The organism is Lentzea sp. NPDC004789 (genome assembly GCF_053601075.1).
Window position 1 is genome coordinate 142,479 of the sequence record NZ_JBSGBE010000009.1, and the last position, 21,053, is coordinate 163,531.

16 protein-coding genes are annotated in these 21,053 nt (G+C 70.1%); 9 read left to right on the plus strand and 7 right to left on the minus strand.

Annotated elements, in window-relative coordinates:
- Nucleotides 1-14 precede the first annotated feature (14 nt).
- The 7 genes from ACWEIJ_RS21930 to ACWEIJ_RS21960 all read right to left on the minus strand — a co-directional run bounded on the left by ACWEIJ_RS21930 (nucleotide 15) and on the right by ACWEIJ_RS21960 (nucleotide 8,229).
- Entirely contained in the window at nucleotides 15-1,925 is a 1,911-nt protein-coding gene (locus ACWEIJ_RS21930; protein WP_449839049.1) for a hypothetical protein, read from the minus strand.
- 48 nt (nucleotides 1,926-1,973) lie between these two features.
- Nucleotides 1,974-2,483 carry a YbaB/EbfC family nucleoid-associated protein gene (locus ACWEIJ_RS21935; RefSeq protein ID WP_449839050.1) on the minus strand — a complete coding sequence of 170 codons (510 nt, stop codon included), beginning with the start codon at nucleotides 2,481-2,483 and terminating at the stop codon, nucleotides 1,974-1,976.
- A 43-nt stretch (nucleotides 2,484-2,526) separates the two neighbouring features.
- Complete coding sequence (locus ACWEIJ_RS21940; RefSeq protein WP_449839051.1) at nucleotides 2,527-3,282, minus strand: ESX secretion-associated protein EspG; 756 nt, start codon at nucleotides 3,280-3,282, stop codon at nucleotides 2,527-2,529.
- Entirely contained in the window at nucleotides 3,279-4,877 is a 1,599-nt protein-coding gene (locus tag ACWEIJ_RS21945) for a PPE domain-containing protein (RefSeq protein WP_449839052.1), read from the minus strand. Before ACWEIJ_RS21945 ends, ACWEIJ_RS21940 begins: the two co-directional genes overlap by 4 nt.
- Before the next feature lie 49 nt (nucleotides 4,878-4,926).
- Nucleotides 4,927-5,304: a hypothetical protein gene (locus ACWEIJ_RS21950; protein WP_449839053.1), complete on the minus strand. Its 378-nt coding sequence runs from the start codon at nucleotides 5,302-5,304 to the stop codon at nucleotides 4,927-4,929.
- A 331-nt stretch (nucleotides 5,305-5,635) separates the two neighbouring features.
- A complete protein-coding gene (locus ACWEIJ_RS21955) occupies nucleotides 5,636-6,397 on the minus strand; it encodes an ESX secretion-associated protein EspG (protein ID WP_449839054.1) in 762 nt (253 codons plus the stop codon).
- 14 nt (nucleotides 6,398-6,411) lie between these two features.
- Nucleotides 6,412-8,229, minus strand: coding sequence for a hypothetical protein (locus ACWEIJ_RS21960; RefSeq protein ID WP_449839055.1), 1,818 nt, complete (start codon nucleotides 8,227-8,229; stop codon nucleotides 6,412-6,414).
- A gap of 250 nt (nucleotides 8,230-8,479) precedes the next feature.
- On the opposite strand from ACWEIJ_RS21960, the gene ACWEIJ_RS21965 reads away from it, so the two are divergent.
- The 9 genes from ACWEIJ_RS21965 (at nucleotide 8,480) to ACWEIJ_RS22005 (ending at nucleotide 21,053) form a co-directional block, all read left to right on the plus strand.
- A complete protein-coding gene (locus tag ACWEIJ_RS21965; RefSeq protein ID WP_449839056.1) occupies nucleotides 8,480-9,583 on the plus strand; it encodes a sulfite oxidase in 1,104 nt (367 codons plus the stop codon).
- A 2-nt stretch (nucleotides 9,584-9,585) separates the two neighbouring features.
- Entirely contained in the window at nucleotides 9,586-10,224 is a 639-nt protein-coding gene (locus ACWEIJ_RS21970) for a class I SAM-dependent methyltransferase (RefSeq protein WP_449839057.1), read from the plus strand.
- A gap of 111 nt (nucleotides 10,225-10,335) precedes the next feature.
- Nucleotides 10,336-11,913 (plus strand): MFS transporter, encoded by a 1,578-nt coding sequence (locus ACWEIJ_RS21975; RefSeq protein WP_449839058.1) that lies wholly within the window; start codon nucleotides 10,336-10,338, stop codon nucleotides 11,911-11,913.
- 148 nt (nucleotides 11,914-12,061) lie between these two features.
- The gene (locus tag ACWEIJ_RS21980) at nucleotides 12,062-13,012 is read left to right on the plus strand and encodes an AAA family ATPase (RefSeq protein WP_449839059.1); all 951 of its coding nucleotides are present in this window, start codon (nucleotides 12,062-12,064) and stop codon (nucleotides 13,010-13,012) included.
- A gap of 32 nt (nucleotides 13,013-13,044) precedes the next feature.
- Nucleotides 13,045-14,130 carry a DUF58 domain-containing protein gene (locus ACWEIJ_RS21985; RefSeq protein ID WP_449839060.1) on the plus strand — a complete coding sequence of 362 codons (1,086 nt, stop codon included), beginning with the start codon at nucleotides 13,045-13,047 and terminating at the stop codon, nucleotides 14,128-14,130.
- A complete protein-coding gene (locus tag ACWEIJ_RS21990) occupies nucleotides 14,127-16,208 on the plus strand; it encodes a DUF3488 and transglutaminase-like domain-containing protein (protein ID WP_449839061.1) in 2,082 nt (693 codons plus the stop codon). Before ACWEIJ_RS21985 ends, ACWEIJ_RS21990 begins: the two co-directional genes overlap by 4 nt.
- Nucleotides 16,205-18,856 carry a right-handed parallel beta-helix repeat-containing protein gene (locus ACWEIJ_RS21995; protein WP_449839062.1) on the plus strand — a complete coding sequence of 884 codons (2,652 nt, stop codon included), beginning with the start codon at nucleotides 16,205-16,207 and terminating at the stop codon, nucleotides 18,854-18,856. The genes ACWEIJ_RS21990 and ACWEIJ_RS21995 overlap by 4 nt, the downstream gene beginning before the upstream one ends.
- Nucleotides 18,857-18,867: 11 nt before the next feature.
- Nucleotides 18,868-19,965 (plus strand): hypothetical protein, encoded by a 1,098-nt coding sequence (locus ACWEIJ_RS22000; RefSeq protein WP_449839063.1) that lies wholly within the window; start codon nucleotides 18,868-18,870, stop codon nucleotides 19,963-19,965.
- The gene (locus ACWEIJ_RS22005; RefSeq protein ID WP_449839064.1) at nucleotides 19,962-21,053 is read left to right on the plus strand and encodes a caspase family protein; all 1,092 of its coding nucleotides are present in this window, start codon (nucleotides 19,962-19,964) and stop codon (nucleotides 21,051-21,053) included. The genes ACWEIJ_RS22000 and ACWEIJ_RS22005 overlap by 4 nt, the downstream gene beginning before the upstream one ends.

The window sequence follows — 21,053 nt, forward strand, 5'->3', positions numbered from 1 at the left end:
CGGCTGGGGAGTCGCTACTCCACCGGCCTGGTGGGCCGTTCGTTCGCGGCGGTCGGCCGCAGCGGCTGGACCGGGGCGCCGCCGCTCTGGGCGAGCGTGTCGTACCCGGCGGCCTGCTGGGCGGGCCCGCCCTCGATCAGCGGGTTGTAGCCCCCCTGCACGGGGTCCGCGACCGAGTAGGCCTGCAGCGGGTTGTAACCCTCGCGGACCGGCTCGGGTGCCTCGAACGTGTGGGACATCTGCGTCGGCGCCATCGTTTCGAAGGCGGCGACGGCCTGCACCGGGCTGGCCGGGGTGGGGTCGGCGGTGTTGTACATGTCGTGCGCCTGAATCGGCTGGACGGCCTGGTGCACCGGCGTGCCCGACGTCATGGAGACGCCCGAGACCATCGTCGAGTCCGATGCCGTCCTGGCGATGGGCTCGTGCATGGCCGTCGGAGCCATGGGAGCTTGGACGGCCTCCATGCGCTGGAGGGGCTGCATGGGCTCGGCGACGCTCATGTGCGTAGGCGCCTGCATCGGCTGGAGAGCCTCCATGCGGTGAAGCGGCTGCATGGGCTCGGCGGCGGTCATGTGCGTCGGGGCCATCGGAGCTTGGACTGCTTCCATGCGTTGGAGCGGTTGCATGGCGTGTGGGGCTTCGACGCGGTGTGCGGCTTGCATGGGTTCGACGGCTTCCATGCGCTGGAGCGGCTGCATGGCGTGTGCGGCTTCTACGCGGTGTGCGGCCTGCATGGGCTCGACCGCGTCCATGCGCTTGAGAGCGTGCATCGGCTCAGCGGCTTCTACGCGGTGTGCGGCCTGCATGGGCTCGACCGCGTCCATGCGCCTGAGGGCGTGCATCGGCTCCGCCGTGTCCATCTGGCGTCCCGAGACCATGTGCATCGGAGTGCCCGCGACGTCCGGCCTCACCGTGCCCACGCGGGCCTGGGCGAGGGCCTCCGCCTTGCCGCCGTCGGCGTCCATCACCGTGCCCACGTGCGGCGCGTTCGGCAGCGTCGCGGTTGCCGTCGCGGTCGTGTCCTGGGCCGTCTTGCCACCGGAGGCGCCGGGAGGCGTGTTGCCGCCACCGCCACCTGAGTTCTGCGCCACGGCCTCGTCGATCTTCTTGTCGACGTCCTTCTGCGCCTTGTAGGCCTCGTAGCCGATCTCGGCGACGTCGGCGGAGTTCTCGAAGCGCTCCCAGCCCTTGCTGATCTTGGCCATGATGCCGTCGAGGTCGCCGATCCGCTTCATCTGGCGGGTGAGCGCGGCGACGACGCGGGCCACGCGGGAAGCGATGTTCACGCCCAGCGCGACCGCCTTGCCGGTCGCGAAGCCGATGAACGCGGGGATCGAGGCGCCGAAGGTCGGGATCATGGCGGCGGCCGCGAGGATCGCGCCGCCGATCAGCGAACCGATCAGCTGGGAGATCATGTCGCGGACGATGTCGCGCAGCACCGTGACGAGCATGCCCATGATCGCGACGATCTTGGCCTTGGTCTCGACGGCGTTGGCGAGGTCGTCGAGCTCCTGGCTCATGCCGTCCATGGACCGCTTGAACGCCTCGGACGACTGACCGGTCCAGCCGTCGAACGTGGCGAGCCCGTTCTTGTGGTCCTCGGCCAGCACCCGCAGGTCGGCGGCCTGCTTCTTGGTCGCCTCGACGTTGGCCTGGATCTCCTCGGGGTTGCCCATCAGCTGGTTCAGGGCGTCCCGCAAGAAGCTGACGTGCTCGATCAGCCAGCCCACGCCGGCACCGATGATGCTGCCCAGCGGGTCGATCGCCAGCATCACGGTCGCCGACGCGGCACCGATGGCGTTGAACGTGATGTCCAGGGCCTTCTCGGTCTCGGACTCGGCGTCCTTGCCGATGCCGTCGATCAGGCTGCCGTAGGCCTCGATGAACAGCGAGCCCTTGAGCTTGTTCTCCTCGGTGATCTTCATCCCGGGAGGAGACGGGAGTGGGGTTTCCGGCGCGGTCATCGCTGTTCCTTACCAGGGCTGGTTGTCGTCGTCGTCATCGTCGTCCGCACGGCGGCGGCCGCGGACGAGCGGCGGCTGCGGTGCGGCCGCGGGCCGGCTCACCGGCGGCGGGGCCGGGGCGGGTTCCGGCTCGTCGTCGATCTCGTCGTAGGCGTCGGTCTCGTCGATCTCGTCGTCGGACGGGATCGAGTCGGAGACCATCTGGTAGGCCTCGGTGCCCTCGCCGAGCGGCTTGAAGATCTCCAGCACCTTCTCCGCCGCCTGCTTCTGGGCCTGCCGCGCGGTCTCCAGGATCAGCGCGGTGAGCCGGGGCGCGCCCAGCTCGACCGCGCGGTGCCCGAGCACCAGGTTCTGCAGGCCGCCGTTGGGGCCCACGGTCACCGTCACCGCGCCGTCCTTGGACGTGACGGTCGCGGTGGACGCGGCGAAGTTCTCCTGCAGGTCCTCCGACTTCTTCTTCAGGTCGGCCAGCTTGGCCTCGTACTCTTCGACCCACTGGGTGGGGTTCGCGGGATTCACACGGTCCTCCGGCGGCGGCGGTTCAACGGCGACTGGAGCGCTCTCAGGCGAGCACGGCGTCGATTCGGGTGGCGATGCGGTCGTTGTCGGTCGGCGAGAGGCTGAGCCAGCCGTCCGAGTTGACCATCAGGTAACGGCCCTGGTGGGTGTCGAACCAGTTGATCACGACGCCCGAACGCTGCCGGCCGCGGGTGACGCCGAACTGGCCGCCCGCGACGCGGTTCGCCGCGAGCTCGCCGAACTGCTTGGCGTCCTGGGACGACAGACCGGCCTGCTGCAGCGCGGCCCGGTCGTCGACCTCGTCCGCCGCGCCCCACAGGTCGTCGGAGTCCGACTCCTCCGCCTCCTGGATCGCGACGGCGTCCCGCAACGTCTCCACCCGCACGTTCACCGCCGTGCCGGGGCCGGGCTCGCCGTCGGGCAGCACCCGCACGATCTCGCGGGCGAGACCGGTCTCCCGGATCGCCAGCAGCCCGACCCGGTCGCCGTCGATGATCGCCAGCACGGCCTGCCGGCCGTTGGAGACGGCCAGCGCGCGCACGGTCCGGTCGAGTCCCGCGACCGCGTCCACGGACACGTCGTGGTCGTCGAGCAGCCGCAGGTACTCCTCGAGCCGGTGGTCGTCCGCCAGGCCGCGCCGGCGCAGCTCGTCGAGCGTCCTGTCGCGCAGGACCCGGCGGTCCTGTTCGGTGTCGCCCTCGCTCGGCACGTCCAGCGGGTAGGGCATCCGGCCGAGCCGCAGCTCGTGCCACAGGACGTCGAACTCGCGCGGCGAGAGCAGGAACTCGGGCGTGATCACGACGCGTCGGGTCCCTTCGGCTTCTTGACCTTCGCGCCGCCGATCACCGACGGGGGCAGGTTCTCGCCGGGGACCTCGAACAGGTCGCCGCCCATGATGTAGCTGGCGGAACGGTGTTCCTTGTCGTCCTCGCCCTTGCCACCGCCGTGCGGAGCTCCACCACCCATCGGCGCACCGGCACCCGCGCCCGCACCGGCCGCCGCGGCACCGCCGGGGCCGGTCATGCCCATCGGCATGCCACCGGGACGGCCCTGCACACCGGCGGAACCGCCCGCCTGCATCGAGCCGCCGCCGGCACCGCCCGCACCGCCACCGAACCCGCCGGCGCCACCGCCCGCGGCACCGAAGTTCGGCATCGCACCGGGCTTCATCCCGGCACCGCCACCGCCGCCACCGCCACCAGCGCCGCCGCCGGGACCACCAGGCCCGTTGTAGCCGGGCGCCGTGGGCGTGAAGCCCTTGGGCGAGTTGGGGTTCTGCGGCGTGTAGTTCGGGTTCGGGATGTCCCGGCCGACCACGGGGATCTTCGGGATGTTCGTGTTCGGCCGCGGCGTGCCGGACAGGCCGGTGCCGGGGTAGGGCGCGCCACCGGACGGGAACTGCGGCGTGTAGCTGCTGCCGCCGCCACCACCGCTCGTGTACGTGCTGCCGGGGTTGGCCGGCGGCGTGTAGCCGGGCGCCGTCGGCGTGTACGACGCGGCGGCCACGTTCGTGTTGCCGGGGTTGTAGTTCGGCATCTGCGGCGTGTAGCCGCCTCCGCCGCCTCCGCCTCCGCCACCACCGGGGTCGGCCGGTGGGGTGTAGCCGGGCGCGGAGGGCGTGTAGGCCGCCGCGGCGGGCGCGCTCGCGCCGCCCTGAGGAGCACCACCGGCCGCCGCGCCGGTGGGGGAGGGCGGAGCGGCCACGGCGCCACCGGCGGCCGCCTGCGTGGACATGAGACCTTCCGCGCCGTTGAGCGTGGGCGCGCCGGACATCCGCGCGGTCGCCAGCACCGGTTCCTCGACCTGGCCGGTGTTCGGGTTGAACGGCGGCTTGAAGGTCGGCGTCGACGTGTCGATCTGCCGGGAGTTGTTTTCCATCGTTGTCATCACGTTGACGGCCTGCTCGTGCGCCGCGCGCGACGCGGCGTTGGCCACCGCGATGTCGGCTGCGGCCAGCACGAAGGCGGGCGTGCCCGGCTGGGAGAGCGCGGCCGCGGCCTTGTTCCAGTCGAACTGGACCGGCGCCGGCATCTGCGCTCGCGCGGCCTCCATCACGCGGCCCTGGTCGGCGACCTTGTTGCCGACGTCGACGGCGGTGCGGGCGGTCTCGTCGACCCAGGTCCCGAGCTTCTTCATCGCGTCACGGGCGGCCTCGGCGGCGGCACCGGTCCACTTGGACTCCGACGCGGTGATGACGGCGTTGATGGTGCGGGCGGCCTCGGTGAGCTCGGAGCCGTACTTGCCCCAGTCGGAGCTGATCTGGCCGGCCTGACCGGGGTCGTTGTTGTTGTGCACTGCGGCGTAGAGCTCTTCGTGCGAGCGTGACGCCCAGTTCTGGGGGTCCGTGAGGACCGGCTTGTTCTCGAACTCGCTCGGGTCGGTCTCGGGGGGCATGACCGGCTCGCCTCTCGCGTCGATGGGGTCAGCTTGATCCGCGCCTGGATCAGCTGTTCATGAGCTTCTTCAGTGCTGCCTGGTGTTCCTCATCGAGGCGGGTGAAGTTCTCGATCGCGGCGACGATCGAGTTCTTCGTCTGCTCCAGCACCGTGCGGTAGGCCGTCATGACGCTGACGAACGAGTACTGCTCGCCCTCGGCGCGATGGGTGAACTTGTCGCGCATGGCGTCGCCGATCGGGTTGGCTCCCAGCGGTGCGGGACGGGCGATGCTGGTGTTGGCGCGTTCGAGCCACGAGTCGACCTGGTCGATCTGAGCCTGGAGCTGCTTGCGGAGCTCTTCGCCCGCGGTCGGGTCGAGCTGGACCTCACCCGAGCTGACGGTGTCCTGCAGCGGGACAGCGTCTTTGTCACCGACGATGTACATGCGTGCAGTATCAAGTAGCTTTATGTACAGCGGTCGCATTCCACGGCACGTGTGACCAATTGAGACCGGCGTTCACAATCTGTTGTCGCACAGCGAAACGGGCGACCGTCATGTGAACGGCCGATGATCAGGAAGATCGTTTCCCCTGGTTGTGGGAGCGCTCTCGACACCTTGCCCGTTCGGGCTTCCGATCTCTGTTCACATCACTGGAACGGACCTTGACCAGGCGGCGGTGTGGCCTAAATCACATAGGCGTGAGGGTGATCCTTAGGCTTGTCTTGATCTTCGCCACCTGGTCCATCGGACGCCGATAAATCGGCTGCTGATCAATTCACGCGAGCACGGTGTCGATTCTGGTGGCGATGCGGTCGTTGTCGGCGGGGGAAAGGCTGAGCCAGCCGTCGGAGTTGACGACCAGATAACGGCCCTGATGGGTGTCGAACCAGTTGATCACCGTGCCGGAGCGCTCCCGGCGGTGCGTCACGCCGAACTGGCCGCCTGCCACGCGGTTGGCGGCGAGCTCGCCCAGCTGCCGCGCGTCCTGCGCCGACAACCCGGCCTTCTGCAGCGCCTGGCTGTCGTCGAGCTCGTCATCGGCCCCGCCCCACGGGTCGTCGGACTCCTCGTCGTGGTCGTTCTCCTGCAGCGCGGCGGCCTGCTGCAACGTGTCCGCGCGCACCGACATCGCGTTGCCGGGACCGGGTTCTCCCTCCGGCAGCACCCGCACGATCTCGCGCGCGAGCCCGGTCGGCCTGATCTCCGCGAGCCCGACCCGGTCGCCGTCGATGATCGCCAGCACGGCCTGCTCGCCGCTGGACGCGGCCAGCGCCCGCACGGTCCGGTCCAGGCCCAGCACCGCGTCCACGGACACCTCGTGGTGGTCGAGCAGCCGCAGGAGCTCCTCCAGCCGATCGTCGTCGGCCAGCCCGCGTTCACGCAGCCTGGCGAGGGTGTTCTGCTGCAGCGCCTTGAGCTCCTGCTCGGTGTCGCCCTCGCTGGGCACGTCGAGCGGGTAGGGCATCCGGCCGAGTCGGAGCGTCCGCCACAGGACCTCGAACTCACGCGGCGACAGGAGGTATTCGGGCGTGATCACGACTGCAGTATCGGTCACGGAGGCGTGTAGCTGCACCGCCTGCCCGTTCGGACACGGTCGCGCACGTGTTCACCGATCACCGGATCGGCCGCGGCCAGCGCGCTGACGGCACGCCGGATCGCTTTGCCCACCGCGATTCTGGCCCGTTCGCCGGAGTCGGAGAACGACCGGGTCCTGCCGCCCAGCCCGGTGGCGGCCGCGATCTCGCCCGCGAGCCAGTCGTGCTCGGCCCGCCCGGCGTCGTCGAGGTCGCGTCCGCGCAGCTCGGCGAGCCTGCTCCGGTACTGCCGCAACGCTTCCGGGTCCAGCCGGTCCTGGGCCGTCACGTCCTCGGTCAGGGCGTTCGTGCCGGCGACGAGCTCCGCCGCGGCGATCTCGCGGCCGGGGTTGGCGACGAGCACCGCGAGATGCGCCATGCCGATCCCGCCGTCCACGAGAACGCTCCTGCCGCCGAGGCGGACCAGCCACTTCCTGCCCTCGCGCCGCACCTTCAGCTCGCCGTCCGCAGGTGCGGTGACGCCCAGCGCGGCGGCTTCCTGCGCGCAGGTCGCGAGCTGGCGGCGCGCCTCGTCGACCTCGCCCGCCCGTTCCAGCGCCTCGGCGTACTTGCGGCGCGACGACAGCACGGCCGGCCAGTGCCCGAGCGCGAAGTTGTCCCGCACGGCGGCTTTGAGGTGGGTGAGCGCCAGGCCGACGTCGCCGAACGTCAGCGCCGCCAGCCCGAGCGGGTGCTGCGCCGAGCCGAAGCACGTGACGGCGACGCTCGCCATGAGCGGCAACCGCGCGTACGGCAGCAGAATCGCGTAGACCTCGCGTGCGACGTCCACGTCGTCGAGCAGGTGCGCGGCGTCCGCGATCCCGCTCATCGTGACGAGCCACGTGCTGGAACGGGGCAGCGAGTCGAGTCCGCGCCGGCACAGCATCGCGAGCGCGCCCTGGGCCTTGCGCCGGTCCCCGGCGAGCGCGGCGGCCACCGCGAGCGCGCCGAAGAACGAGTTGTCGACGGTGCTCAGCGTCGGCGAGTGCACGAGGTGGTCCAGCAACGGGAACAGCTCCGGCGTGCGGCCCTGGTACCAGCGGATCGCGCACAACTGCGCGCCGTACCAGGCCGTCGCGTCCACGTCACCGACCTCGGCGCCGAGCTGCGCGCTCGCCCCGGCCAGCTGTTCGGCCTCGGCGAACCGGCCGTCGCGGATCGCGAGCATCACCTCCATCGCGCTCACCACGAACCGCACGGCCAGATGGTCCTCGTGCTTGAGCCGTTCGCGCAGATCGGTGAGGCGGCGCACGGCGTGCGGATCGGCGTCGAGGAAGTGGTCGGCCACCTGCCACAGCAACGCCATCATGAGGTCGCCCGGCCGTCCGGTGCGCAGGCTCTCGCCGATCATCTCGGCGGCCAGTTCCTTTCGCAGCTCCACGTGGTCGGGCCCGAGCACGCAGTGGTGCGCGAGGCTCAGCGCCTCGACCCGCACGACCGGGTCGGCGACCTGCCGCGCCTCGTCGAGGAGCGCGAGGATGTTCGCGTTCTCGTTGGCCTGGTAGTCGCTCTCGGCCGTGAGCCTGAGCTTGAGCCGCAACGCCAGGTCGGATCCGGGCTCCACCAGCGTGAGCGCGTGCCGCAGCCGCGACCGCACCAGTTCCGCCTCCGCCGCGGTGCGCTGCTCGTGCACCCACACCCCGCCGGCACCGAGCGCCGCCGCCACGAGCGTGTGCACGTCGCCGGTGCGTTGCGCGGCCTCGTAGGCCTGGGCGAAGTGCTCCCGGCTGGTGCGCAGATCCCCGTGCCGCGTCAGCGCTCGGGTGCCTGCTTCCAACCACGACTCGGGAGTCACTCCGCACACCCAAGCAGACCGGTGGAACGGGCGTGGAACGGGGTGGAACGCCTCAGGGACATAGCGCGTCGATGCTTCTGGCGGCCGGTCCTGTCGGTGGGAGACTGCGGGACCGGGCAGGGCGAGCGGGACCCCCAGCCCGCTCGTCGAGGGGGGACGGTCGTGCGCGGTTCGACGTGTACCGGAGCCGCGCACGACCTTTCTCGTTCTGTGGGACGGCCCCTTGCGGCGGGCGGCTAGCGTGAAGCGCATGATCTCTCGGCGCGGCGTGCTGATCGCGGCAGGACTCACGGTGCTACCGTCCCGTGCCGTGGCGGCACCTTCGATCGTGAAGCCGTTGCCCGCCAGCGATTTCATCGTGCGGGGCACCAACGCGGAGACCCGCTGGGAGGCCCTGCACGACGTCGGTTCGCTCGTGCCGGTGTCGAAGTTCTTCGTGCGCAACCACACCTCGACCCCCGTGCTGGACGCCGCCTCGTGGCGGCTCGAGATCTTCGGGTCCGGGGTGACGCGGCCGTTGTCCCTGTCGCTGCGGGACTTGCGCGCACTGCCGTCCTGCTCGGTGGAGGCGGTGATCGAGTGCGCGGGCAACGGCCGGAGCTTCTTCACCTCGCAGCAGGGGCAGAGCGTGGCCGGTACACCGTGGACGCTCGGCGCGGTCGGCAACGCCCGGTGGCGCGGGGTGCCGCTCGGCGTGCTGCTGCGGCTCGCCGGGCTGCGGCGGTCCGCGGTGGACGTGCTCCCGGCCGGCCTGGACCCCGAGTACGTGACCGGCGGCGTGAACCTCGGGCGGGTGCGGCGGCCGCTGCCGGTGCCGAAGGCGTTGGACGACGTGCTGGTCGCCTACGAGATGAACGGCGCCGACCTGCCGGTGGACCACGGCTACCCGGCCCGGCTGGTGGTGCCGGGGTGGGCCGGGATCGCGAGCATCAAGTGGCTGGGGTCGCTGGAGGTGTCCACGACGCCGCTGCACTCGCCCTGGGACACGGACTTCTACCGGTTGCTCGGGCCGTCGTACCCGGCGGAGGGGACGCTGGTGACCTCGCAGGTGACCAAGAGCGCCTTCGAACTCGGGTGGGGAGCGACCCTGCCGGCCGGGCGGCGGCTCCTGACCGGGAGGGCTTGGGGACCCGATGGGGTGCGGCGCGTTTCGGTTTCCACGGACGGGCGGACGTGGCGGCGGGCCACGCCGGTGTCGCGTGACGGGTGGACTCGGTGGCAGATTCCCTGGCTCGCCACGCCGGGGGAGCACGTGTTGCGGGTGCGGGCGGATGATCAGCCGGAGGTGGCGCCCTACAACACGCAGGGCTACCTGTTCGGGGCCGTGGTCAAGCATCCGGTGACGGTTGTTTGACCATGAGTGCGGACTGGGTGGCTGACACCCGAACCTCCTACGACACGGTCGCGGCCAGCTATGCCGATCTACGGCGTGATGCCTTCGCCAGGGAGCCGCACCTGCGTGCGGCGCTGGGGTTGTTCGCGGAGAGCGTGCTGGCCCTCGGCGGGCCGGCGGTGGACGTCGGTTGCGGTCCTGGTGACGTGACAGCTCACCTGTGCGAGCTCGGAGTCGACGCGTTCGGTGTCGACCTGTCGCCCGGGATGATCGGCGTGGCCCGGCGCGCGTACCCCGGAGTGCGGTTCGAGGTGGGGTCGATGACGTCCCTCCCGCTGCCGGACGGTTCGGTGGCCGGGGTGCTCGCGTGGTGGTCGTTGATCCACGTTCCCGACGACGAGGTGCCGGTGGTGTTCGGGCAGTTCCGGCGGGTGCTGCGGCCAGGTGGGGTGGTGCAGCTCGGGTTCCACGTCGGGGACGAGGTGCGGGTCAAGACGCAGGGGTACGGCGGGCATCCGATGAACGTGCGGGTGCACTGGCGCCGGCCGGACGTGGTGGCGTCGTGGCTGCGGGACGCCGGGTTCTCGGTCGAGGCGCAGTGGTTGCTCGATCCGGACGAGGAAGTTCCGCATGCTGTCCTTTTCGCACGGCGTCCGTGCTGACCCACCACACACACGACACCAGCCGGGTACCCCCAATTTCAATTCTAGAGGGCGGGACCGACAAGGTCCGCGTGCTCGGCAGAGCGCACCGGCAGGTGTGAAGATCGGGCGGTGACAGTCTCCGCGTGGGCACCCCTGCGCCGCAGCGCCTTCCGGGCCCTGTGGCTCGCCCAGTTCGCCTCCAACATCGGCACATGGGCCCAGACCGTCGGCGCCCAGTGGCTCATGGGCGACCTCGGCGGCACCGCCCTGCAGGTCGCGCTGGTCCAGACGGCCACGACGTTGCCGGTGTTCCTGCTGGTCGTGCCGTCCGGGGCGCTGGGCGACATCCTCGACCGGCGGCACGTGCTGATCTCCGGGCAGGCCCTGATGCTCGCGGGTGCGGCGGGGCTGATGCTGCTCGCCGGCACGAACCACGCGACGCCGGTGAGCCTGCTCGGGTTGCTCGCGCTCATGGCGATCGGGCAGGCGTTGTCGATGCCGTCGTTCCAGGCCATTCAGCCGGAGCTGGTGTCGCGGGCGGAGATTCCGCAGGCGGCGCTGCTCAACGGCGTCAACATGAACGTCGGGCGCGCGATCGGACCGGCGCTCGGCGGGTTGCTGATCGCGCTGGCCGGGCCGGAGGCGACGTTCGCGTTCAACACCGTGTCGTTCCTCGGGGTGCTGGTCGTGCTGGCGCGGTGGAAGAGGCCGTCGGACCACCGTCCACTCGGGACCGAGCACATCGCCACGGCGGTGCGCAGCGGGGCGCGGTACGTGGGCAGTTCGCCGTTGTTCCGGCGGGTGTTGACGAGGTTGTTGCTCTTCATCGTGTTCGGCAGCGGGTTGTGGGCGTTGTTGCCGGCGATCGCGCGCGGGCCGCTCGGGCTCGACGCCGGCGGGTACGGCGTGTTGCTCGGCAGCGTCGGGGCCGGGGCGATCGGAGGCGCGTTCGTCGTGCCGAGGTTGTTGCGGCGCATGAGCAAGAACCGCCTGGTGCTGCTCGCGACGTGGCTCTACGCGGGCGCGACGAGCACGGCGGTGCTGACCGGGAGCTTCGCGCTGGTGATCGCGGCGATGCTGCTGACCGGGGCCTGCTGGATCGCCACGCTGTCGACGTTCAACGCCAGTGCGCAGGTGCTGCTGCCGTCGTGGACGCGGGCTCGGGCGCTCGCCTACTACCAGCTGATCCTCATGGGAGGGCAGGCGCTGGGGGCGGTGGTGTGGGGTGTCATCGCGGACGCGTACGACCTCCGCGTCGCGATGATCGTGCCCGCGGTGGCGATGGCGGCCGGCGCGCTGGCGGCGACGAAGTGGCTGCCGCTCATCGACCGTCCCCTCGACGTCAGCCCCGCGACCTACTGGGAGGAACCGCCGGAGCTCGACGACACGAACGCCGGGCCGGTGCTGGTCACGGTGGAGTGGCCGGTGGCCAAGGAGAACGAGGACGCGTTCATCGACGCCATGCAACGGGTCGGGCGGGCGCGCAGGCGCACCGGGGCCACGATGTGGGGATTGTTCCGCGACACCGAGAAGCCCGAGACGTTCCTGGAGACCTTCACGGTGACGACGTGGCAGGAGCACCTGCGGCAGCACCTGGAACGGGGCACGGTCGTGGACCAGCAGAACCAGGACGTCGCGCGCGGGCTGGCCAAGGAACCCCCGCTGGTGCGGCACCTGGTCTTCGCGGAGCCGACCAAGCCCGAGTGATTCGTCCCGCGCGGGAAACCCCTGCTGACGAGGAATTCCTGCTCAGAATGGAATAGGGCATGCGCTGTAACGTGTGTCTGTCCGTGGCGATAATGACTCCGTCGGGCGACTCCACGCCGTGCGAGGTTATTGCGCAATGCTCAGTTCCATGCTTGCTTTCCGGGAGAACTTCAACGCGTTGCAGGACAACGTCGAGCAGTTCGTGCGTGGCAAGTCCGAGGTGGTGAGACTGGCTCTGACCTGCTTGTTCGCCGAAGGTCATCTCCTGATCGAGGACGTGCCGGGAGTGGCGAAGACGTCGCTCGCGAAGGCGCTCGCAGGCTCGGTCGGCGGTGACTTCCAGCGGGTTCAGTTCACCCCCGATTTATTGCCATCGGACGTCACCGGGGTGGAGGTCTTCAACCCGCGAACGCTGGAGTTCGAATTCCGCAAAGGCCCGGTCTTCGCGAACGTGCTGCTCGGTGACGAGATCAACCGGGCGTCCCCGAAAACGCAGTCCGCGCTGTTGCAGGTCATGGCCGAACAGACCGTCACGGTCGGTTTGACGACCTATGACGCGCCTCGGCCGTTCTTCTGCGTCGCGACCCAGAACTCGGTCGAGCACCAGGGCACCTACCCGCTGCCGGAGGCGCAGCTGGACCGGTTCCTGATGCGCACGTCGATCGGGTATCCGGCGCCGGACGTGGAGAAGGAGGTCGTGGCCCTCGGTGTGGCGCGCAGGACACCGGACCCGTCCCAGTCGGTCATGGACATCGGCGACGTCGAGCGGATGATCGCGATCGCACGCACGGTCGACGTCTCGGATCAGCTGAGCGAGTACATCGTCAGCATCGTCGCGGCGACCAGGGAGGACGATGCGGTGTTGCGCGGCTCCAGCCCGCGCGGCAGCATCGCGCTCGCCACTGCGGCGCAGGTCGTCGCCGCTTCGCGCGGGCGCGGTTACGCCAGTCCGGACGACGTGAAGTCGATCGCGGAACCCGTGCTGGCGCACCGGATCCAGCTCACCCACCAAGCCAGGACGGAGGGGCGAACCGCCGCGAGCGTGATCGGCTCGATCCTGCGGGACGGCCGGCGCGTGAGGGTGCCGAGGGCCGGGTGACCATGCGCCTCACTCGGACCGGGTGGTGTCTCGTGATCGCCGCCCTCGTGCTGACCTCGGCAGGTCTGTCTGCTGACTATCCCGAGATCACCGCACTGGGCGTCGCGGCCGCAGCACTCGTGCTCGCCGCCGCAGCGTGGACGTCGCGGCGGCCGAACGTTCGTGCGCGGCGCGTGCTCCAACACCACCGGGTGCGGGAGGGACAGCCGATCCGGTGCCGTCTCGTCGTGCACAACGAGAGCACGCGTCCCAGTCCGGAGCTGGAGGTCGTGGACGGCAGCCCTGGGGAACCCGTGCGGCTGGTCCTGTCCGGACTGCCCGGTCTCGCATCCGACGAGGTCGAGTACGACCTGCCCACGAAGCGCCGCGGCGTCTACACGTCACCGCCTCCCGCGATCGACCTCACCGACCCGATCCGCGTCCTGCGCCGGACGCGCCGAAGCGGTCCGACGGACACGTACTACGTGCACCCGGCCTACCGTGAACTGGCCGGTTTCGGCACGGGTGGTCCGCTCGACATCGACGGCGAGGCCATCACACCCCGACGTGAGGGCTCTGCCTTCTACGCGTTGCGGCCCTACGTCCCCGGCGACGAGCGGCGGTTGATCCACTGGCCGTCGACAGCGCGGACCGGTGAGCTCGTCGTCCGCCACCACAGCGCACCGGACGCCCCGGAATGCCTGGTCGTGCTGGACACCGCGGCCACCCCGTACATCGGTGGTCGCTTCGAGGAAGCCGTGCGTGTCGCGGCCTCGCTGTGCGTGTCGGCGGTGAACTCCGGCGCCCAGCTGACGTTGCGCACCACAGGAGACGTCGAGCTGTGCTGCGCCGCCAGGGCCGAGCCCACCGAGCCGCTCGACTTCCTGGCCGGAGTGGAGATCGCGCCGCGGCGGCTCTCCTGGGTGCAGGCCGTCGCCGGTGACCGGCAGTGGTCCAGCGCGCTCGTCGTGAGCGGTGCCCTGGACACGGTCGAGGTCGGTCAGATCGCGGCCACGGGTCGGCCGGTGCTGGTCGTCGAGGTCGGACCCGCCCCATTCGGAGCAGGTGCCGTGGCGGGTGTCCAGGTCGTCACAGCACGCACGTGTGCCGAGTTCGCGGACCATTGGAGCGGCGCGTGATCCAGCTGCTGGTGTGCGCGGCGACTGCTGCGGTCTCCGGGTTGCTTTACCTGGACTTCTTCGCCACCAACGACTTTCTGCTGGCGCTGGGCACTGCCGTGGTGGCGGCGAGTGCGCTGGCGGCGCTCACCGGGCGACGTGGCTGGCCGGCCCGCGTGATCGCGTTCGTCCTCGGGTTCCCGCTGGTCGCCGTGCCGTTCGCGCTGCGGTCCACTTTCGGTGACGGGTGGCAGCGGGTCGCCGCCGAGCTCGGTCAGGGCGTGATGGGCGGCTGGGCTCGGGTGCTGTCGGTCAGCGTGCCGGCCGAACCGACCGGTCAGGTGCTCGTCGCCGTGCTGCTGGTGGTCTGGTGCACGTCCTTCGCGGCCGTTCTGCTCGCACTGCGCACCCGCGCGGTACTCGCTCCCGCAGTGCCGCTGTTGATCGGGTTCGTGATCGGACTGGTCGTGGTGGCCAACCAGGAGGGCGTGCACCTGGGCCCGACCGCGGTGGTAGCGGCCTTCTTGGTCCTGCTCACCTTCTTGCGCGCCAACAGCACCGTGCGCGTGCGCGCCGCAGTCGGCGGTGCGTCGTTCTTGGTGTTCGCTGTGGCGGCCGGTGTCGGTGTGGCAGCGGTCGTGTCCAGCCAGGACCGCCTTGACCCGCGTCCGCTGCACACCGACCCCGTTCCACCGCCCGACCTGATCACGCCGCTCAACGAGGTGCGCGACCAGCTGGTCACCAAGCCGCCCAAGGTCCTCTTCACCGCACGCACCACGGGTGATCTCGTCGGCATCCGCACCGCCGCGCTCGGTCACTTCGACGGCACCTTGTGGACCTCCACCGACGACTACCTCGTCACCGGTCAACGGCTCGCTCGCGGCGGCACCGGCGCCGAGGTCACCGCCCGCATCACCCTGGCCGGCCTGTCTCCTCCTTTCCTGCCGGTCGTCGGCACTCCGAGCGCCGTCCGGTTCCTGACCACAGCACCGAAGACGATGGCGTTCAGCGCCACCGCCGGCTCGTTGCTCGCCGGAGAGTCCTGGCCGGCCGGCACCACCTACGAGGTCACCGGTGTGCAGTCGAACTCCGGAGACCTCGGCCGTGATGACGTACCGACGTCCGCAGCGGACTTCGCCGCGTTGCGCGAGGTGCCGGAGCCGGTTCCGGCAGGCGTGCAGGCGCAGACCTATGCCGTCACGAGCGCTGCGGGCAGCCCGGCGGAGAAGTTGCGTGCTCTTGAGGCCTATCTGCGCGGTCTGCCGTACAGCGTCGATGCCGCGCCAGGTCACTCCTACGCCCGCGTCAGCCGATTGCTCGGCGCGTCCCAGGACGGCGACGACAAGGGGTATGCCGAGTTGCACGCGTCGGCGTTCGCCGTGATGGCGCGGATTCTCGGTTACCCGGCACGGGTTGCAGTCGGCTATCGGGTGCGTGACCAGGTGACCACCGCGGACGCCCACGCCTGGGCCGAGGTGCACTTCGCCGGGAAGGGCTGGGTTGCGTTCGATCCGACCGATCCGGCCAAGACCCAGCGCGACACCCCGCCACAGCCGCGGGTTGTGCCGGCGCCGGTCCCGGTGCCCAGTGACGGCAGTCAGAAGCCCACCATGACGCTGGCTCCGTCGCCGGGTGATCCGCCTGCCGAACCAGGGCACGATCCCCTGCGCGTGGCGCTGTTGGCGGTCGCCGGGCTCGTCGTGTCGCTGGTCTCCGGTGTGCCTCTGGCGAAGGCGCAGCGCCGACGCCGGCGACGGGGTGCCGTGTCCGCTGCCGCCAAAGTCGTCGGTGCCTGGGAGGAGTCGGTCGACCGGCTGCTCGAACGTGACCTGGCCCTGGCGCCCGAGCGCACACCGCTCGAGTACGCCCGCTACGCCGGTGCCCGGCTCGGTTCGTCCTCGGTTCTGCTCGAACTGGCCGACACCACGACCACGGCGATCTACGGCCGTGCCCATCTGGCGCCGGACGCCGTCGAGCGCGCGTGGCTGCTCGAACGCAAGCTCCGCCGATCGCTGTATCCGGGCTGGCGGGCGCTGGTGCTGCGCTGGCGGGCCTTCTTCGACCCCAGACCCCTGTACGCGAGGAGACGACGGCGATGATCCCCTCGCGCAGGCACCTGCGGCCGGCAATCGCTGCGGCCTGTGCCGCCGCAGCGGCCGCAGGCCTGGTCGTGGTCGGGTTTCAGCAGGTCCTGCCACCGGTGCAACCGCACATGCTCGCAGGCAGCACCTGGCTCGCGTCCCGCTCGATCGGTCACATCACCCTGGTGGACGGCGTCTCGGCCGCGGTGTCGGCCAACGTGGCGGTCTACCAGGCGAACGTTCCGTTCACCGTCACACTGGGCAAGGACCGCGCCTACACTTCCGACCCGGCGACCGGTGCGGTGGTCGCCGTCAACACCTCGACCCTCGACACGATCCCGCTGAAACCACTTGCGGAGGCCAAGGGCCTGTCGGTGCACCCGGTCGGCCAGTCGTACTTCGCTCTCGACCCGGTGAACCGCCTTGTGCAGGCCGTCGGTGGGGACGCGCGCAGCAAAGTCGGCGTCCAGACCCGGCTGCCCAGCCGGGTGCTCGCCGCGGCCGCCGACAGCCGTCGTGTCTGGCTCGCGGACGGAAGTGGCTCGCTCCAGTCGTTCGAGGCGGGCGCCACCGATCCGATCCAGCGCGAGCTGCGTGACGTGCACCAGCCGGATGCGTCCGCGGTGGAGATCGTCGTCGCAGGCGACCAGCCGATCGTCGTCGACCGGACCCACCGGACGGCCACCCTGATCTCGGCCGAGGGCGGGGTCGCTGCCAGGACGCCGCTTCCGCTCGGGGAGAAGGACGTCGTCGCCGCCACACCGGACGCGGGCCGGTTGCTGCTCGTCCAGCCCGCACGCGGTGTGCTCATGTCGTGTGATGTCGCGACCGGCACCTGCGGGATGTCCTACCCGCTGCCCGGCGACCTCGGCAGGCCGGTCGAGGCCCGCGGTCACGCGTTCGTGCCGGATCGCGCGGCCAACCGCGTGCACGTCGTCGATCTGTCGGACGGCTCCAGCGTGACGACCGAGCCGCTGCTGCCCGCCGGCGTCGAGTTCGAGCTGTCCACTCGCGACGGTCTGGTGTTCTTCAACGATCCTGGCAGCGAAAAAGCCGGCGTCATCGACGTGCACGGCGTCGTGAGGCGCATCGACAAGTACGATCCAGCGAAGCCGCCGAGTCCTTCGCGCAGCGTCAGCTCACCGCCGAGCAAGACCACGTCGTCGCCCAGCGCGGCGTCGAGCGGTCCCCGGCCCAGCGTCACCGCGTCCCAGGGCTCTCGCCCGGACGGCACCACCGGCTCGCTGCCGGTTCCCACGAACAGTTCGTCGGTCGTGCCGGTGATGCCCCACATCGACGGCATCAACGCCTCCCCGAACAACCCCGAGGCGGGCGAGGAGGTGTCGTTCACGGCCGACGTCACAGGCGCCCCGCCGGAACGCTGGCAGTGGGAGGTCCGCGGCCCCGGCGGGGTGCTGGCCACCTCCACCACACCGCAGTTCAAGCACCGGTTCGGCGAAGCCGCCACCTACGAGGTGAAGCTCGTCGTCAGCGCGGGAACTCGCACAGACGAACGCAGCCGCAACGTCGTCGTCGCGGTCGCGGTGCCGGGCGCCGAGTGCGGTCAGACGATCAGGCAGAACGTGCGGCTGCGCAAGGACCTCCACTGCACGGGACCTGGGTTGATCGTCGGTGCCAACGACGTGGTGGTGGACCTCGGCGGCCACACGATCAGCGGCAGCGGCACCGACACCGGAGTCGACGGGTTCGAGCGGATCAACACGGTGATCCGCAACGGCACCATCAGCATGTTCGGTCTCGGGGTCGGGTTCTCCCGCAGCCGGTCCAGCAAGGTCGAAGCCGTCAGCTTCGACGGCAACACAGACAACGACCTGGTGTTCATCATGGCGCAGGACGTCACCGTCCAGAACTCGCAGCTGAGACGAGGGGTCCGGGCGGATTCCTCAGACCGGGCGAGCTTCCTGGGAACCACGATGACGAACGCGAAACTGAGGTTCGGCTGGAATGTTCCCTCCACGGTCTTCGCGAACTGCACGTTCACCGACACGACCATCGACTTCAACAAGGACTCGAACGTCCCCAAGTTCGCGGACAGCACCTTCGTCCGCAGCTCGATAGGCATCAGCGAGGTAGGAGGGCTCAACGTCACCAGGAGCCGTCTGACCGACAGCTACGTGGACATCGGTGCGAACTCCCAAGGACAGATCATCCGGGACAACGAGTTCGTCGGCGTCACGTCCGGAGTCAGGGCGAATGGCGCCTACGGCGCTCAGCGGATGACCGTGGAGGGCAACAAGTTCCGCGGCAACGACATTGGCCTGAACATGGGCAGAACCAGCAATTTGGTTCCCCTGCGCGGGTTCGCCGACCTGGTGGTGTCCGGCAACGAGTTCACCGGCAACGGTGCGGCCGGCGTCTACCTGGACACCGACAGCGGAGGCCCTGGTCCGCACCTGCTGATCAGCGACAACGTCTTCACGTCGAACGGCCACCGGCCGAACGGCCGGGTGAACAGGGCAGGGAGCCCGGTCAACGACGGCCTGCACGTCAACGTGCAACCCGGCAGCAACGTCGAAATCCGCAACAACACGACCAGCAACAACGCCGACCACGGCATCGAGGCGGTTCCCGGGACGGTGGTGGATGCGGGCGGCAACACGTCCACCGGTGACCCGAACGGCTGCTCCGGTGTCGTGTGCGGGTGACAGGAGCAGACATGGCGCTGGTGTACGTCCACGGTATCGGGAACCGCCCCGGCCACGGGTACGACGCGGCCGCCCGTCGCAGGGAAGCGTTGTTCCGCACCGTGTTGCTACCGGCAGCAGGACTTGCCGGTGCCGCCATCGCCATGCCGCACTGGGGTGGTCTCATCCGGCCGCCACGCTGGGGCCTGGCCTCGTTGCCGCACAAGAGCACTGAACGTCTCGGCCCGGACGCCGACGATCGTGACGCCCTGGTGGAGCAGTCGCCGTCGTTGCTGATCATCGCCCGTCAGTCGGTGTCCGACGCCCTCGACGCCCTGTACACGTTGGTCGACTCGCATCAGCGGCACGAGCAACTGCTGGCGGCGAAGGCTCCGTCCTTCTTGCGCTACCTCGGCCTGCGCGAGAGCCTCTACCCGCACGATCCGGAGCACGTGCGGTATCCGTGGCTGAACGAGGTGCACAACGACATCGAGTTCGTGGACCGCTTGGTCGCGGAGGTCTGGCCGCCGGAAGGCGAGACGCTCGGCGCCGGCGACGAGATCCGTGACCTCCTCGTCTCCGTCACCCGCCTGTTCAACCCCGCGGCCCTGGTCGTCGGAGCCGGTCGGCGCCTGATGAGCACGAACACGGCCCTCCTCATCGCCGATGTCCTGCAGTACCCGTCGTTGCGCGGCACGCGTGACGAGCCCGGCGAGGTGATCTCGCTGGTCGCCGAGGCGATCGAGCAAGCCGAGGCGCCGCGCGTCGTCATCGCGCACAGCATGGGCGGCAACATCGTCTACGACATGCTGAGCCACTACCGCCCGGACCTGTGCGTCGACGCGCTCGTGACGGTGGGCTCGCAGGTCGGGCTGTTCGAGGAGCTGAGCCTGTTCCAGGAGAGCCGTCCCGACGACGAACCCTCGGCGATCTCCCTGCCGCGCGGCATCCGCAACTGGATCAACGTCGTCGACCCGGCCGACCCGCTGTCGTTCCGCGTCGCCCCGATCTTCGCGGCCGCCGAGGACTACAGCTACCCGTCCCGAGCCGCGTGGGCGCACACGGCGTACCTCAAGCAGCCGAACTTCCACCACCGGGTCGGCGCACGCATCGCGGAGGCGCTCGCATGACCACGGTCTTCGAAGAGCGCGGATCTGGTCCGCGCACCCATGCGTTCGTGGTGGGCGTCGGCGACTACCCGCACTGCGCTTCCTACGAGGGGGACGGGCCGCTTGCGACGGCCGTCCGCAACTTCAAACCGGTGCAGGGCCCGCCACCGTCGGCACGCGCGGTGGCCTCCTGGCTCGTCGACAACCAGGCCGGAAACCCCTTCGCGCCATTGGGTTCGGTGGAGTTGCTCGTGTCCGGAGAGGACAGCCCCACCGTCGAGAACTTCAGGGCGGCCCTCGAACGCTGGTACGCGCGCTGCGACGAGCACGAGGACAACATCGCCTTCTTTTTCTTCAGCGGCCATGGTTGCCAGAAGGAAGGTCAGCTGATTCTGCTGGAGGACTTCGGCCTCCGACGCAACCCGTTCGAGGGAGCGCTGAAGATCGAGGTGTTCGCCGCGGGCATGGAGAAGTGCCGGGCCAAGGTCCAGCTGTACTTCGTCGACGCCTGCCGCAACCTGCCCAACGAACTGCTGGACGCCGGACCTGTACAGGCCTTCGCGCCGATCCTGCCGGACGCCGTGCGCAGGCCCTGCGAGTCGGTGATCCTGTTCGCGGCTGAGCCGGGAGCGACCGCACCGGGCTCGCTGTCGGGCCCCACTCCGTTCACGTCGGCGTTGTTGCAGAGCTTGGCGGGCGCGGCCGCCTCGCAGCACCGCAACTGGATCTGGGAGGTGAAGACGGGCGACCTGGTCACCGCGATGAACGCTGTGGTCGGATGGCGCCCGGAAGAGCGACAGAGCATCTGGGCCAGCGGCAACTACAGCGGTGACCGGACGATCCGGTACGTGGACGGGGTGCCCGCCGTGCCGTTCCGGCTGGGGTGCGCGCCGCGAGAAGCGCTCGCTTCCGCCACGCTGACGCTCACCTGCCCGGACACCTCGACCGAGTTGTGCCGCCACCCGCTGCCCTCGCTGTGGGAGGACCAGGCTCCTGCCGCCGTCTACGTGCTCACCGCGCGTTTCAACGGCGACAGCTACGTCAGGTCGGCGCACTTCCCGATGTATCCGCCGAACCTCGTGTTCGACCTGCCCGTGCGGGGAGTGTGA